Origin of the sequence: Shinella sp. HZN7, from assembly GCF_001652565.1 — a bacterium.
Lineage (GTDB): Bacteria > Pseudomonadota > Alphaproteobacteria > Rhizobiales > Rhizobiaceae > Shinella > Shinella granuli.
Window position 1 is genome coordinate 2,670,073 of the sequence record NZ_CP015736.1, and the last position, 14,547, is coordinate 2,684,619.

16 protein-coding genes and 1 pseudogene are annotated in these 14,547 nt (G+C 66.3%); 10 read left to right on the forward strand and 7 right to left on the reverse strand.

Annotated features, from left to right (window positions below):
- Positions 1-9: 9 nt before the first annotated feature.
- From shn_RS37020 to shn_RS37030, 3 genes are read left to right on the forward strand one after another with little or no spacing between them, the layout of a single operon-like run.
- Positions 10-879, forward strand: coding sequence for a recombinase family protein (locus shn_RS37020; RefSeq protein ID WP_245337289.1), 870 nt, complete (start codon positions 10-12; stop codon positions 877-879).
- Positions 861-1,265 carry a zinc ribbon domain-containing protein gene (locus tag shn_RS37025; RefSeq protein WP_245337290.1) on the forward strand — a complete coding sequence of 135 codons (405 nt, stop codon included), beginning with the start codon at positions 861-863 and terminating at the stop codon, positions 1,263-1,265. The genes shn_RS37020 and shn_RS37025 overlap by 19 nt, the downstream gene beginning before the upstream one ends.
- Before the next feature lie 16 nt (positions 1,266-1,281).
- Entirely contained in the window at positions 1,282-1,683 is a 402-nt protein-coding gene (locus shn_RS37030; RefSeq protein ID WP_245337291.1) for a hypothetical protein, read from the forward strand.
- An 88-nt stretch (positions 1,684-1,771) separates the two neighbouring features.
- Here shn_RS37030 and shn_RS12840 read toward each other — a convergent pair whose 3' ends face one another.
- From shn_RS12840 to shn_RS12855, 4 genes are all read right to left on the reverse strand, one after another.
- Positions 1,772-2,113, reverse strand: a complete 342-nt coding sequence (locus shn_RS12840; protein WP_064330748.1) for a tRNA-binding protein — start codon at positions 2,111-2,113, stop codon at positions 1,772-1,774.
- Between the two features lie 189 nt (positions 2,114-2,302).
- The gene (gene proC, locus shn_RS12845) at positions 2,303-3,121 is read right to left on the reverse strand and encodes a pyrroline-5-carboxylate reductase (protein WP_064330749.1); all 819 of its coding nucleotides are present in this window, start codon (positions 3,119-3,121) and stop codon (positions 2,303-2,305) included.
- Between the two features lie 2 nt (positions 3,122-3,123).
- Positions 3,124-3,624, reverse strand: coding sequence for a YbjN domain-containing protein (locus shn_RS12850; RefSeq protein WP_064330750.1), 501 nt, complete (start codon positions 3,622-3,624; stop codon positions 3,124-3,126).
- 391 nt (positions 3,625-4,015) lie between these two features.
- Positions 4,016-4,273, reverse strand: a complete 258-nt coding sequence (locus tag shn_RS12855) for an accessory factor UbiK family protein (RefSeq protein WP_064330751.1) — start codon at positions 4,271-4,273, stop codon at positions 4,016-4,018.
- A 241-nt stretch (positions 4,274-4,514) separates the two neighbouring features.
- On the opposite strand from shn_RS12855, the gene lgt reads away from it, so the two are divergent.
- The 7 genes from lgt to shn_RS12890 all read left to right on the forward strand — a co-directional run bounded on the left by lgt (position 4,515) and on the right by shn_RS12890 (position 11,084).
- Positions 4,515-5,327, forward strand: a complete 813-nt coding sequence (gene lgt, locus shn_RS12860; protein ID WP_064332586.1) for a prolipoprotein diacylglyceryl transferase — start codon at positions 4,515-4,517, stop codon at positions 5,325-5,327.
- 12 nt (positions 5,328-5,339) lie between these two features.
- A complete protein-coding gene (locus shn_RS12865; protein ID WP_064330752.1) occupies positions 5,340-6,440 on the forward strand; it encodes a class I SAM-dependent methyltransferase in 1,101 nt (366 codons plus the stop codon).
- A gap of 103 nt (positions 6,441-6,543) precedes the next feature.
- A complete protein-coding gene (gene pgeF / locus shn_RS12870; RefSeq protein WP_064330753.1) occupies positions 6,544-7,335 on the forward strand; it encodes a peptidoglycan editing factor PgeF in 792 nt (263 codons plus the stop codon).
- 35 nt (positions 7,336-7,370) lie between these two features.
- Positions 7,371-8,522 (forward strand): Xaa-Pro peptidase family protein, encoded by a 1,152-nt coding sequence (locus shn_RS12875; RefSeq protein ID WP_064330754.1) that lies wholly within the window; start codon positions 7,371-7,373, stop codon positions 8,520-8,522.
- A 115-nt stretch (positions 8,523-8,637) separates the two neighbouring features.
- Positions 8,638-9,396, forward strand: coding sequence for a hypothetical protein (locus tag shn_RS12880; protein WP_064330755.1), 759 nt, complete (start codon positions 8,638-8,640; stop codon positions 9,394-9,396).
- Positions 9,397-9,521: 125 nt separating this feature from the next.
- Positions 9,522-10,454 (forward strand): ribose-phosphate pyrophosphokinase, encoded by a 933-nt coding sequence (locus shn_RS12885; protein WP_064330756.1) that lies wholly within the window; start codon positions 9,522-9,524, stop codon positions 10,452-10,454.
- 75 nt (positions 10,455-10,529) lie between these two features.
- Positions 10,530-11,084, forward strand: a complete 555-nt coding sequence (locus shn_RS12890; protein ID WP_084437971.1) for a Kazal-type serine protease inhibitor — start codon at positions 10,530-10,532, stop codon at positions 11,082-11,084.
- 173 nt (positions 11,085-11,257) lie between these two features.
- Here the strand turns inward: shn_RS12890 and shn_RS12895 are convergent, their stop codons facing one another.
- The 3 genes and pseudogenes from shn_RS12895 to shn_RS12905 form a co-directional block, all read right to left on the reverse strand.
- The gene (locus shn_RS12895; RefSeq protein WP_064330757.1) at positions 11,258-11,632 is read right to left on the reverse strand and encodes a DUF779 domain-containing protein; all 375 of its coding nucleotides are present in this window, start codon (positions 11,630-11,632) and stop codon (positions 11,258-11,260) included.
- A 127-nt stretch (positions 11,633-11,759) separates the two neighbouring features.
- Positions 11,760-13,268 (reverse strand): aldehyde dehydrogenase, encoded by a 1,509-nt coding sequence (gene adh, locus shn_RS12900; RefSeq protein WP_064330758.1) that lies wholly within the window; start codon positions 13,266-13,268, stop codon positions 11,760-11,762.
- Positions 13,269-13,418: 150 nt separating this feature from the next.
- Positions 13,419-14,377, reverse strand: a pseudogene (locus tag shn_RS12905) (helix-turn-helix domain-containing protein).
- Positions 14,378-14,547 lie beyond the last annotated feature (170 nt).

Below are 14,547 nucleotides of genomic sequence, written 5' to 3' on the forward strand. Positions count from 1 at the left end.
GATCGCCCCATGAGTGTTGCCCGTCCGAAACCCCGCGTCGCCCTCTACGCCCGTTATTCCTCCGACAATCAGCGTGACGCCTCCATCGAGGACCAGTTGCGCCAGTGCCGCGAACGCGCCGCCCGCGAGGGTTGGACCATCGTGGAGAGCTATTCCGACCGCGCTATTTCCGGCGCATCGCTCATCCGCGCCGGCATCCAGTCCTTGCTTGCCGATGCGCAGGCGGGCCGCTTCGATATGGTGCTGTCCGAGGCGCTGGACCGCATCAGCCGCGATCAGGAGGACGTGGCGGGCGTGTTCAAACGCCTGCGCTTCGCGGGCGTCACCATCGTCACCCTGTCCGAAGGCGAGATCAACGAACTTCATGTCGGCCTGAAAGGCACGATGAACGCCCTGTTCCTGAAAGACCTCGCCATCAAGACCCATCGCGATATTCGGGGCCGTGTGGAGGCCGGCAAGATCGGCGGCGGCAACGCCTATGGCTATCGCGTTGTCCACCAGCTCGACGCGCGCGGTGAGCCGATCCGGGGCGAACGCGAGATCATCGAGGAACAAGCCGAGGTGGTCCGCCGCATCTTCCGCGAATATGTCGCCGGCAAGGGACCGCAGCGCATCGCGGCAGACTTGAACCGCGATGGCATCCCCAGCCCGACCGGCAAGCGCTGGAACGACACCACCATTCGGGGCAACCGGATCATCAGTTCCGGCATCCTGAATTGCGAACTCTATGTCGGCGTCATCCGCTGGAACCGCCAGAAGCCGGCCACTTCGCCTATCGGCTCAACCCTAAGAGCGAATGGATACGCGCGGAGGCTCCCGAGCTTCGCATTGTGCCGCAGGAGCTATGGGATGCGGCCAAGGTGCGGCAGGACGAGCTGACTGCGATCTACAAGAAGCAGATCGAGGCGTCGCGCGAGGGCATGAAGCGCAGCCTTGCCAAGAATGGCGCGCTCAATGCCACCCATCGCCCACGCACGCTGCTGTCCGGCCTGTTGTTTTGCGGCTGCTGCGGAGGCTCATACGCACGACGCGGGCAGGATCGCTATGCCTGCACCAACCATGTGCTCGGAAACGGCTGTGACAATGCCCGCACCATCGCTCGCGAGGCGCTGGAAGCTCGTGTGCTAACCGGCCTACGCGAGCGTATGATGGCCCCGGACATGGCGGCAGAAGCCATGCGCCTATGCGGAAGAAACCAACCGCCTCAACCGCGAACGCCGCCAGACAGAGGACGCGAACCGCCGCGATCTGGCAGACACGATTAAGGCCATTGCCGAAATCGTGCGCGTCATCGAGCAAGGCGGATGGCATCGAGCGCTGTCCGACCGGCTCACCGAGTTGGAGGCGAAACAAGACAGCCTTACCGCCCGCCTGTCGGACGTGCCGCAGGTCGTTCCCGACATTCATCCCGGCATCGCCGAAACCTACCGGCGCAGGATCGAGCGTCTGACCGCCGCGCTCGACCATCCCGACGACGCGGCGGAGGCGGCCGAGGCCATCCGCGAGATTATCGACCGTGTGGTCACCACCCCCGGTGCAACACGCCGCGACCTTTCCGTCACCCTGCAAGGCGAGCTTGGCACAATCCTCGACTGGATCGACCGAACCGGAAAACCCGGCTACAAGCCCGCAGGCGACACAACTTCAACCCATTTGTCAGTCTCGGTCAAAGCTCGGGCCTGACCCGAGCATCCACGCCACACCCGCAGGATCCTCGGCTCAAGGCCGAGGATCCTGCGGGTGTGGGGAGAGGTTTGACTACGAGAACGGATCAGCACATCTTCTTGCCGTTCGGCACCGGCCGTTCGACGCCGGCAAGGACGATGGCGCCGGTCTCGTCCTCGAAGCCGAGCGTCAGCACTTCCGAGCGCACCGGGCCGATCTGGCGCGGCGGGAAGTTGACGACGGCCAGCACCTGGCGACCGACGAGGTCTTCCAGCGTATAATGCACGGTGATCTGCGCCGAGGACTTCTTGATGCCGATCTCGGGGCCGAAGTCGATCGACAGCTTGTAGGCGGGCTTGCGCGCCTCCGGGAACGGCAGCGCCTCGATGATGGTGCCGGCGCGGATGTCGACCCGTTCGAAATCGGCGTAGGTAATGGTCTCGGTCATGGAAATTCCCTTGTCTTGTCCCGGCCCCTCATCCGGCCTGCAGTCACCTTCTCCCCGCAAGCGGGGCGAAGGGAACATGCGGGACCGGTTTCCCCAACCAATAATATCGGATGAGGCGAGTCCCCTCTCCCCGCTTGCAGGGAGAAGGTTAGGGTGAGGGGCAAACTCGAAAGCAGGCGCTCGAAAAGATCAGCCCGCCAGTTCCTCGGCGCGCTTGCGGGCGGCGGCGATCGCCTTGTCGAAGAGCGGCTGCATGCCGTCCTCGGCCATGAGGACGGCGAGCGCCGCGGCGGTTGTGCCGCCGGGCGAGGTGACGTTCTGGCGCAGGCGCGCGGCGTCGTCGGGGGACTGGTGAAGCAGTTCACCAGCCCCCGCGACGGTTTCCCGTGCGAGTCGCATGGCGAGGTCCGCCGGCAGGCCCGCTTTGCGTCCTGCCTCCGCCATGCACTCGACGAGATAGAAGACATAGGCCGGGCCGCTGCCCGAGACCGCCGTGACGGCGTCGATATCTCCCTCGGCTGCGACCCATTCGACGGGACCGCTCACCTTGAGAAGGGCATGCACGAAATCGCGCTGTCCCGCGGAAACGCGGGCATTGGCATAGGCGCCCGTCACGCCGCGGCCGATCATGGCCGGCGTGTTCGGCATGGCGCGCACCGTGGCGGCCGCGCCGAGATGGCTTTCGAGATTGGCGATGGTCTTGCCGGCGGCGACCGAAACGATGACCGTCTCCGGCCCGACGAGCCCCTTCAGCGGCGGCAGCACCTGGTCGATGACCTGCGGCTTGACCGCGACGAAGAGCACGCCGGCCTTGACACCCTCGGGCGCCGCCGTCTCGTGGCGCACGCCGTTATCGGCGATCAGCTTGGCCATGGCGGGCTGCGGGCCGGGATCGATGACGATGACGGAGGAACCGGCAATGCCGCTCTTCAGCCAGCCGGCCAGCATGGCGCCGCCCATGTTTCCGGCACCGATGAGAACGATGGGGCCCGAACCTGCAACCGCCATCCCTACGCTTCCCCGACCGTCTCGAACAGGACGGCATCGACGGCCGACTGGGCGTCCATGCCGGACCAGACGACGAACTGGAAGGCCTGGAAATAGGCCTCGCAGGCTTCGAGCGCGCTGGACAGCAGCACCTCGACCTGCCTGTTGGTGGGCTCCGCCCCGCCGGCGAGCAGCAGCGACTGGCGGAAGATCACCACATCCTCGCGGCGCCACAGGTCGAAATGGCCCATCAGCACCTGGCCGTTCACATGCGAGAGCAGGCAATGCACCTCGTTGACGCGGCTTTCGGGAACCTTGATGTCGAAGGCGCAGGCAAGGTGCAGCGCCTCGAACTCCTCCATCCACGAGAAGGAGACGTGGTAATCCGTCCACTTGCCTTCGACCGTCATCGCGATCTCGTCTTCGCCGGATCGCTCGAACGTCCAGTCATTGTTGGCTGCGACGAACTCGATCATGTCGACCGGGTTGGACTGACGCCCGATATCCAATTCCATAAGGCTCATGCATCACCTTCAAGGCCGGAAGGCATGCGACATCGCGCTCACACACACGACGCGGCAAACCGTACTCCGGATACAACACTGAATGATTGCTCGGCACTCTGCGCAATCTGGACGACTTACCCTGCCCGAAGCTTGCGCTGCCCGTCTCGAATCATCATTTAAAATCAGTGTATAACGCCGGAGTCACGACGCCAGCCCCTGGCTCGCCATTTTCTCCGTCCGGTTGTGGACAGAGGTTGTGAAAAAGATTCAGGTCAAAGGCTTAAGAGACTCTTCGAAAAGGGCTTTTCGCAAGTGTCCACAGGGGTAAAAATTTTATTAAAAAAAACGGTTGGCGCGGGGTGAATCACGCCAACCGAGTCCTGTCGGTCAAAACCCGTGCCGGAACGGCTCAGCCGCCCGCGCTGAGGCGGGCTTCCAGCGCCTCGATGCGCTTCAAGAGCGCGTCGTTTTCGTCCCGCGCCTTGATCGCCATCTCGCGCACCGCCTCGAATTCCTCGCGCTTGACGAGGTCCATGCCGTTGATGAAGCGCTCGGCCTGGGCGCGGAACATCGTCTCGGCCTCCTTGCGCACGCCCTGCGCGGCGCCGGCGGCATCGGTCATCAGCTTGGCGAAATCGTCGAGAATGCGGTTCGCACCGGTGGTCATGGTCTGCCCTCCCTGAGGTGTCGATGGTCCTTTCGGGCGCCAGCGCCCGCGTCTTGGGACTGAGGTAGGGTCTGAGGCCGCCGCTTGCAAGCGGATTCCGGTGGATCGCCGCCGGTTCACGCCGTCACGCCGCCCCCGATCACGATTTATCGCCTTGACCCTGCCCCAAGGCGCCGCCATCTTCCGCCCGAAAACGCAGAAGAGCTTCATCTTGACCAACCTTGCCCAACTCCTCGCCATCATGCCCTATCCGGAGATCGACCCGATCGCCTTCTCCGTCGGCCCGGTCGCCGTGCACTGGTACGGCATCGCCTATGTCGTGGGCATCCTGCTGGGCTGGGTCTATGCGCGCCGGCTGATCGAGACGCCGCGCCTGTGGGCGGGCGCGGCGCCGATGAGCCGCACCCAGCTCGACGACTTCCTCGTCTGGGCCGCCGTCGGCATCATTCTCGGCGGCCGCATCGGCTATATCCTGTTCTACGATTTCCCGAACGTCGCCGCCGATCCGCTGCGCGCCCTGCAGGTGTGGAACGGCGGCATGTCCTTCCACGGGGGCCTTGCCGGCACGACGCTCGCCATGATCCTCTTCGCCCGGCGCAACGCCGTCCCGGTCTGGAGCCTCTTCGACATCGTCGCCGCCGTCGTGCCGATCGGCCTGTTCTTCGGCCGCATCGCCAATTTCGTCAACGGCGAGCTCTGGGGCCGCCTCTCCGATGCGCCCTGGGCCGTGATCTTCCCGGAGGCCGGCCCCTTCGCCCGCCATCCGAGCCAGCTCTATGAGGCTGGCCTCGAAGGCATCGTGCTGCTCGTCGTGCTCGCCCTCGCCATCTATCGCTTCGCCGCGCTGAAACGGCCCGGCCTCGTCAGCGGCCTTTTCGTGGCGGGTTACGCATTGTCGCGCATCACGGTCGAGTTCTTCCGCGAGCCGGACCCCCAGCTCGGCTATCTCCTCGGCGGCTGGCTCACCATGGGCATGCTGCTCTCGCTGCCGATGCTCGCCCTCGGCCTCTGGGCGATCTTCCGCGCCCGGCCGGCCGCAGCGGCCAGTGCCTGAGCGAACGCGCCCATGCCGACACCCCTCGCCCGCAAGATCAAGGCGCTGATCCGCACCAACGGCCCGATCAGCGTCACCGACTATTTCGCCCTGTGCCTGGCCGATCCCGAGCATGGCTACTACCGCACCCGCGACCCCTTCGGCGCCGCCGGCGACTTCGTCACCGCGCCGGAGGTCAGCCAGCTCTTCGGCGAGATGCTCGGCATCTTCCTCGTCCATGCCTGGCAGAAGCACGGCGGTCCGGCGGACGTGCGCATCGCCGAGATCGGCCCCGGCCGCGGCACGATGATGGCCGACATGCTGCGCGTCGTGGCAAGGATCGCCCCGCAGCTCTACGAGAACGCGACGATCCACCTGATCGAGACCAGCCCGAAGCTGCGCGCCGTCCAGCACGAGACGCTCGGCACCCATGCCGCGCGCGTCACCTGGCACGATAGTTTCGAGGAGCTGCCGGACGGCTTCGTGCTGCTCGCCGCCAACGAGCTCTTCGACGCCATCCCGATCCGCCAGTTCATCAAGACCGCGTCCGGCTTCCGCGAGCGCCTCGTCGGCCTCGATGCGCATGACGCACTGACCTTTGCCGCCGGCGTCGCGGGGCTCGATCCCGCGCTCTTGCCGGAAAACCACAAGGCGGTGCCGAACGGCACGATCTTCGAGATCGCGCCGGCCCGCGAAGCCGTCATGGCGACGATCGGCGAGCGCATCGCCCGCTTCGGCGGCACCGCGCTCATCATCGACTACGGCCATTTCGTCACCGGCTTCGGCGATACGCTGCAGGCGGTGCTGAAGCACGACTTCGACCCGCCGCTCGCCCATCCCGGCGAGGCGGACCTGACGAGCCATGTGGATTTCGAGCGCCTGGCCGGTGCGGCGGCAAGCGTGGGCCTGCATGTGCACGGCATGCTGCACCAGGGCGATTTCCTCGTCGGCCTCGGCATCGGCGAGCGGGCCTCCGCCCTCGGCCGAAACCGCGACGCAGCGACGCAGCAATCGATTCTTGCCGATGTCGACCGGCTCGCCGGCGCAGGCGTCGGCAAAATGGGTGATCTTTTCAAGGTCTTGGCCGTTGGCAGCACGCCGCTTGCGCTCTTTCCCTTCCGCCAGCCGGATTGACACCGGGCGTCAGGCCGGACAACATCCGGCCCGATTTGCACCCCGCATGCCCCGGCCGAAATCCTTGGCCCGACGGGCCGCCCAAAGCCCAGCCGAGAGACCGATGAAGGACGACGCGCTCCCCTCCCCGATCGAAAGCCCGCTTCTGACGGAGCGTGCCGGAAAGACCGCGCAGCACGGCTTCTTCACGCGTGCCGGCGGGGTTTCCGACGGCATCTATCGCGGCCTCAATGTCGGCCTCGGCTCGAAGGACGAGCGCGAGAAGGTCGACGAGAATCGCGCCCGCGTCGCGCGCTGGTTCTCCGCCACGCCCGACCGGCTTGCCACCGTGCACCAGGTCCATTCGCCCGATGTCGTCTTGGTCGACGGCGACTATGACGGCGCGCGGCCGCAGGCCGACGCGCTGGTCAGCGCGACGCCCGGCATGGTGCTCGGCGTTCTCGCCGCCGATTGCGGCCCGATCCTCTTCTGCGACCCCGAAGCCCGCGTCGTCGGTGCCGCCCATGCCGGCTGGAAGGGTGCGCTCTACGGCGTGCTCGAAAGCACCGTCGCGGCAATGGAACGGCTCGGCGCCAACAGGCGGAACATCGTCGCCAGCCTCGGCCCCTCGATCAGCCGGCGGAACTACGAGGTCGGGCCCGAATTCGTGGAACGCTTCCTCGGTGTCGACAGGGCATACGAGCGCTATTTCACGCCATCGGAAAAACCGGGCCATGCCCTGTTCGACCTGCCGGGCCTCACGACGCAGCGGCTGGCCGACGCCGGGGTGACGGCGGAAAACCTCGACATCTGCACCTATCCGGACGAAGACCGCTTCTTCTCCTACCGGCGCACCACGCACCGCCAGGAGCCCGACTACGGCCGCCAGATTTCGGCGATCATGCTACGGGGCTGAGGCCCCCAACGACACAGGACGAGGGAGACACCGCCATGGCACTTCACTTCGACAGCGAGGAATACGCCAACCGGCTCCAGCGCCTCACCGCCCGCATGCGGGAGGAGAAGATCGACGCCATGCTGCTCTTCGCGCAGGAGAGCATGTACTGGCTGACCGGCTACGACACCTTCGGCTACTGCTTCTTCCAGACGCTTATCGTGAAGGCGACCGGCGAGATGGTGCTGCTCACCCGCTCGGCGGACCTGCGCCAGGCGCGCCACACCTCCAACATCGAGAAGATCGAGATCTGGATCGACCGCGTCAACGCCGATCCGACGATGGACCTGAAGAACCTCTTGTCCGATCTCGACCTGCTCGGCTGCCGCATCGGCATCGAATACGACACGCATGGCCTCACCGGTCGCAATGCGCGCCTTCTCGACAACCAGCTCCAGAGTTTCGGCCAGATCGTCGATGCGTCGAACCTCGTCAGCCGCCTGCGCCTCATCAAGAGCCCGGCCGAGATCGCCTATGTCGAGCGCGCCGCCGCCCTCTCCGACGATGCGCTGGCCGCCGCGCTGCCGCTCATCGTGCCGGGCGGCGACGAGGCGGCGATCCTCGCGGCGCTGCAGAACGCGGTGCTGGCCGCCGGCGGCGACTATGCCGCCAACGAATTCGTCATCGGCTCGGGCGCCGACGCCCTGCTCTGCCGCTCCAAGTCCGGCCGGCGCAAGCTGGATGCCGAGGACCAGCTCACCCTCGAATGGTCGGGCGTCAGCGCGCGCTACCATGCGCCGATGATGCGCACCGCGATCATCGGCGAGCCGACCAACCGCCACCGCGAACTCTACAGCGCCTGCCGCGAGGCGATGCAGGCGATGGAGATGGTGCTGCGCCCCGGCAACACCTTCGGCACCGTCTTCGAGACCTTCGCCCGCATCATCGACGAGCGCGGCCTTGCCCGCCACAGGCTGAACACCTGCGGCTATTCCGTCGGCGCGCGCTTTGCCCCATCCTGGATGGACCAGCAGATGTTCCTGATGGGCAATCCGCAGGAGATCCAGCCGAACATGTCGCTCTTCGTTCACACGATCGTGCTCGATTCCGAAAGCGGCACGGCCATGACGCTCGGCCAGACCTACCTGACGACGACCGACACGCCGAAGGCACTGTCGCGCTACGGGCTCGATTTCATCGAGGTCTGACGGGATCGACCGCAGGCCCCAATATCCCGCGATTGACACGCCTTCGGGCGCCACCCATAAATCGTTGCGGGGAACGGAGGAGGCGAAAGCCTTCCGCAGGACACGGACGACGACGATGCAAGAGCTGATGAAGCGGCTGGCACTGATCGGCCTCATTGCCACCCTTGCCGGCTGCAACAGCACCGACGCGCTGACGCCGCAGGTCGATGTGGGCGGCGGCACCTTCAACTCGCCGCCCGTCACCCAGAACGACCTCGACCAGATGAGCGCCCAGACGACGCCCGTCACGCGCACGACCCAGGAAACGGCCTTCACGCCGTCATCCGGCACGACGACCGGTGCCGACACCGCCGGCACGCTGCAGGGCCAGGCCGACGCGCTCACCCGCAACACGGGGCGCCGGACGACGGATACCGAGCTTGCCCGCACCAACGCCCAGCGCTCGCTCGCGGCGGAAACGTCGAGCGGGGCGGAAGAGGTCGCCGCCGTTTCGCCGGCCGCCGCAGCCGGCGAGACCGTGCGCTTCCTGCCGATCATCGGCGCGCCGGTCGAGGCCGTGACGCCGCTCTCCAGGCGGCTCGGCGCGGAGGCGCGCTCCAACGGGCTGACGATCCGCAGCGCGTCGGACACGTCGAGCAAGTACATCCTGAAGGGCTACTTCTCCGCCATGAACGACAACGGCAAGACCACCGTCGTCTATGTCTGGGACGTGCTCGACGGCGGCGGCGCACGGCTGCACCGCATCCAGGGCCAGGAAAGCGTCCCGGGCACGGCCTCCGACCCCTGGGCCGCCGTGCCGGCGCGCACGATGGAAGGCATCGCCCAGAAGACCATCCGCCAGTATCTCGACTGGCGCGGCGCCACACACGGTTAAGCACGCCGCAGGGTTAATCACAGCGAAATGCGAAGAAACGCTTTTCGGACATCGCAAAGCCCTTGCATTCACGGATTTTGCCGCTTAAAGCCCCCCCATCAGCATAATCCACAGGCGGACCATAGATGAAGGTTTTCGCGGGCAATTCGAACCGGCTCCTGGCCGAAGCGATCTGCAATTATCTGAATGTTCCGCTCGGCCGGGCCACGGTCAGACGCTTCGCAGACCAGGAAATCTTCGTTGAAATCCAGGAGAACGTGCGCGGCGAGGACGTCTTCGTCGTCCAGTCGACCTCGTTCCCGACCAACGACCACCTGATGGAAATGCTCATCATGATCGATGCGATGCGCCGCTCCTCGGCACGCCGCATCACGGCCGTGATCCCCTATTTCGGCTATGCCCGCCAGGACCGCAAGCCCGGCCCGCGCACGCCGATCTCGGCAAAGCTCGTCGCCAACCTCATCACCGAGGCCGGCGCCGACCGCGTGCTGACGCTGGACCTGCATGCCGGCCAGATCCAGGGCTTCTTCGACATCCCGACCGACAACCTCTACGCCGTGCCGATCCTGGCGCGCGACGTGAAGGAAAACTACAATCTCGAAAACGTCATGGTCGTCTCGCCCGACGTCGGCGGCGTGGTGCGCGCCCGCGCGCTGGCCAAGCGCCTCGACTGTCTGCTCGCCATCGTCGACAAGCGTCGCGACCGGCCGGGCGAGTCCGAGGTGATGAACGTCATCGGCGACGTCTCCGGCAAGGACTGCCTGCTGATCGACGATATCGTGGATTCGGGCGGCACGCTCTGCAACGCGGCCGAAGCGCTGCTGAAGAACGGCGCGACCAGCGTCACCGCCTATATCACGCACGGCGTCCTGTCGGGCGGCGCCGTCGCGCGCGTCACCTCCTCCAAGCTCAAGGAGCTTGTCATCACCGACACGATCCAGCCGACCACGGCCGTCCAGTCGGCGCACAACATCCGCGTCATCTCGACGGCCAACCTGCTCGGCGAGGCGATCAACCGCACCAGCGCCGAGGAATCGGTGTCGAGCCTGTTCGACTGACGGATTTTTGCCGGGGCCGATATCGGCCCCGCGATTTCTGCGCTAAGTTCCCCTCAGATTCGACAGGGGAAATCCATGATCTCGATGCCATTTCTGTCCCGGCTCGCAGGGCCTATCGTCCTCCTTCTTACAGTCGGCACCCTGACGGCCTGCTCGGTCGAGGTTGACGAGCGCCCCGGCGGCTACAATCCGCGCCCGCCGCAACTATGCACCCGTGAATATGCGCCGGTCTGCGGCGAGCGCGGCCGCGACCGCCAGACCTTCGCCAATGCCTGCGAAGCGCGCTCCAGCGGCTACGGCATCATCGGCCGCGGCGAATGCCAGTTCCGCCGCCCGGATCGCGACCAGGTCGGCTGGCAGGACCAGGGCCGCGACGGCTGGAGCAATGACGGCCGCAATCGCCCGGACAGGGACCGCAATCGCAACGACAGGGACCGCCGGGATCGCGACCGCGATGACCGGGGCGATCGTGGAGACCGCGAGCGCCCGCGCGACCAGCGCGCCTGCACGATGGAGTACAACCCGGTCTGCGGGCGCCGCGGCACCGACTTCAAGGAATTCGGCAATGCCTGCTCGGCGCAGGCAGCCGGTTTCAGTGTCTACCGCGCGGGCCAGTGCCCGGTGCGCTGAGCCCGTCCTGACACGCAGAAAATCCGCCCGACTTCTCCCTCGTCGGGATCGGGCTTGACCCGGCCACCCACAAGCCCTTGAGAAATAGGGATCCTCGGCCCAAGGCCGAGGATGACGTCATGGGCAGCCGGGTGGTTCCCGGAAAATGCCGGGCCACGTGCCGTGGGCCTCGGTCAGCGCCCCGGCAGCGGGCAGGCCTCGCCGCCGGAAAAGAGGCGCGAGCGGGTGAGGAAGCGTTTCTCCCGGCCATTGTCGAGCGAGAACATGCCGCCGCGGCCGGGCACCACGTCGATGATCAACTGCGTGTGCTTCCACACGTCGAACTGGCTCTCGCTGATATAGACCGGCACGCCGCCGATCTCGCCGAGCTTCACGTCCCGGTCGCCGACGATGTAGTCGTCCGCCGGATAGCACATGGGCGAGGACCCGTCGCAGCAACCGCCGGACTGATGGAACAGGATTTCCGGATGATCCGCCTGGATCTCCCGGATGAGCGCGAGCGCGGCATCGGTCGCCACCACGCGCGGCTGGGTCGTGACTTCGGACATGACGGCTCTCCTCCAAACGATTTTCCCTCCCCCGAACGGGGAGAGGGATGGAGCGGGGAGCGACGGCGGACAGGGCTCCCGCGCCCGTTGCACGCCTTCTCCGGGGGGTGGAGAAGGAGGCGGTCGCTCAGAAGAAACCGAGCGCCTTGGGAGAGTAGCTGACCAGCATGTTCTTGGTCTGCTGGTAGTGGTCGAGCATCATCTTGTGCGTCTCGCGGCCGATGCCCGACTGCTTGTAGCCGCCGAAGGCCGCATGGGCCGGGTAGGCGTGGTAGCAATTGGTCCAGACGCGGCCGGCCTGGATGTCGCGGCCGAAATGGTAGCAGCGGTTCGCATCGCGGCTCCACACGCCCGCGCCGAGGCCGTAGAGCGTGTCGTTGGCGATGGAAAGCGCCTCCGCATCGTCCTTGAAGGTCGTGACCGAGACGACCGGCCCGAAGATCTCCTCCTGGAAGATGCGCATCTTGTTGTGGCCGCGGAAGACGGTCGGCTTGACGTAGTAGCCGCCCGACAGATCGCCGCCCAGATCGTTGCGCCCGCCGCCGGTCAGCACTTCCGCGCCTTCCTGCTTGCCGATGTCGATATAGGAGAGGATCTTCTCCAGTTGCTCGGAGGACGCCTGCGCGCCAATCATCGTCGCCGTGTCGAGCGGGTTGCCCTGCACGATCTTCTCGACACGCTTGACGGCCTTCTCCATGAAGCGGTCGTAGATCTTCTCGTGCACCAGCGCGCGGCTCGGGCAGGTGCAGACCTCGCCCTGGTTCAGCGCGAACATCGCAAAACCTTCGAGCGCCTTGTCGAGATAGTCGTCATCCTCGTTCATCACGTCGGCGAAGAAGATGTTCGGCGACTTGCCGCCCAGCTCCAGCGTCACCGGAATGAGGTTCTGGCTGGCATATTGCATGATCAGGCGGCCGGTGGTCGTCTCGCCGGTGAAGGCGATCTTGGCAATGCGCGGGTTGGAGGCGAGCGGCTTGCCGGCTTCGAGGCCGAAACCGTTGACGATGTTGAGCACGCCGGCGGGCAGGAGGTCGCCGATGAGTTCCGCCCAGACGAGGATCGAGGACGGCGTCTGTTCGGCCGGCTTCAGCACCACGCAGTTGCCGGCAGCGAGCGCCGGAGCGAGCTTCCAGGCGGCCATCAGGATCGGGAAGTTCCACGGGATGATCTGGCCGACGACGCCGAGCGGCTCGTGGAAGTGATAGGCGATCGTGTCATGGTCGACCTCGCCGATCGTGCCTTCCTGGGCCCGGACGCACGAGGCGAAGTAGCGGAAATGGTCGATGGCGAGCGGAATGTCGGCCGCCATGGTCTCGCGCAGCGGCTTGCCGTTGTCCCAGGTCTCGGCCTTGGCGAGGAGTTCGAGATTGTCCTCCATGCGCTGGGCGATCTTCATCAGGATGTTGGAACGCTCGGTGGTGGATGTGCGGCCCCACTTGTCCTTGGCGGCGTGGGCGGCGTCGAGGGCGAGCTCGATGTCGGCGGCGTCGGAACGGGCGATCTCGCAGAGCTTGCCGCCGGTGATCGGCGTGATGTTGTCGAAGTAGCGGCCCGCGACCGGCTCCTTCCACTCGCCGCCGATGAAGTTGCCGTACTTTGCCTTGTACGGATTTTCGACGATCTTCTGGTGCAACATGTCATTCCTCCCATATAGGCCCCGGATGGGCCGTCGGAGAGGATGGTGCTGCGCTTCGGCTGATTGCGGTAGAGGGTGAAGGACGATGGCAGCGGCGACTGTTTCAGAATTGAGACAGGCCGGTGCGACAGCCTGTGCTGCGCTGCAATATCAGTTGATCGAGAGCTTCTTCATCTTTCGGTACAGCGTCGCCCGGCTGATGCCGAGCAGGTCGGCGGCCTGGCTGACATTGCCCCCGGCGCGCGTCAGCACGCGGCGCAGCGCCGCGCGCTCCGCATCGTCGAGATCGCGCCCGTCCTCCGCCCGGTCCTCGTGCAGGAGATCGGAGGCGGCAACGCCCATGGCGATGCGCCGGTCGTCGAGGCCGAGCACCTGGCGCGCGGCGCGTGTTGCGCCCAGCACAAGGTCGTCGCGGTCGACGGCGAGCAGCGCCGGCGCGGTGCGGCCCTCGACGGGCACGAGCAGGATGCGGGCGGCCGCGAAGGCGCGACGGAAGAGGCCCGCCTCTATGCGCGCGGCGGCATCGCGGACGGCCTGCGAGAGGATCGACATGGTCATCTCGCCCGCATCGTCGCGGCAGGTGGAGATGTCGATGGCGGCGGCAATGCGCCCGGTATGGTCACGAATCGGCGCGGTGGTGCAGGACAGGCCCGTGTTCTGCGAGAGGAAATGCTGGTCGCGCAGGATGAGCACCGGCCGCTCGTCGGCGAGCGCCGTGCCGATGCCGTTGGTGCCGACACTCGCCTCGCTCCACACCGTGCCGGACCAGAGCCCGACACCGCGGAAGTCCCGATCGTCGCCTGCCGCCCCGCGCCGCTCGAGCGCGATGCCGTTCTCGTCCGTCAGAAGCAGGCAGCAGCCCGCCTTGCCGACCGTGGCGAACAGCCGGTCGATCTCGCCCCGCGCCTCCTCAATCAGCACGCTGGAGCGCGCTCGCGCCTGCCGGAATTCCGGTTCGCTCAGCCGCCAGGGCGTGCGCACCTCCTCGGGGAAAGGCCGTGCAGCATGAGGCAGCGGCGCCAGGAGGCGGCCACAGGCGAACTTGCCGCAGCCGACGCATGGGCCACCACGGTCTGCACATGATCTGCGTGATCGAAACGCATGGGCATCCGCTCTCCTCCCCGAAAGCTTCGACCGTTCGTCGCGCCAGAATACAACGCTCAATGACTATACTCACGTTTGCGCCTGCGGGTCCAGCAGGACAAAGGTCCAAGACGCGGCAGCTCGACTGCGCTGGAGCAGAAAACTCCCCCGACGTACCGGCCCTGCCCGCGTCGAA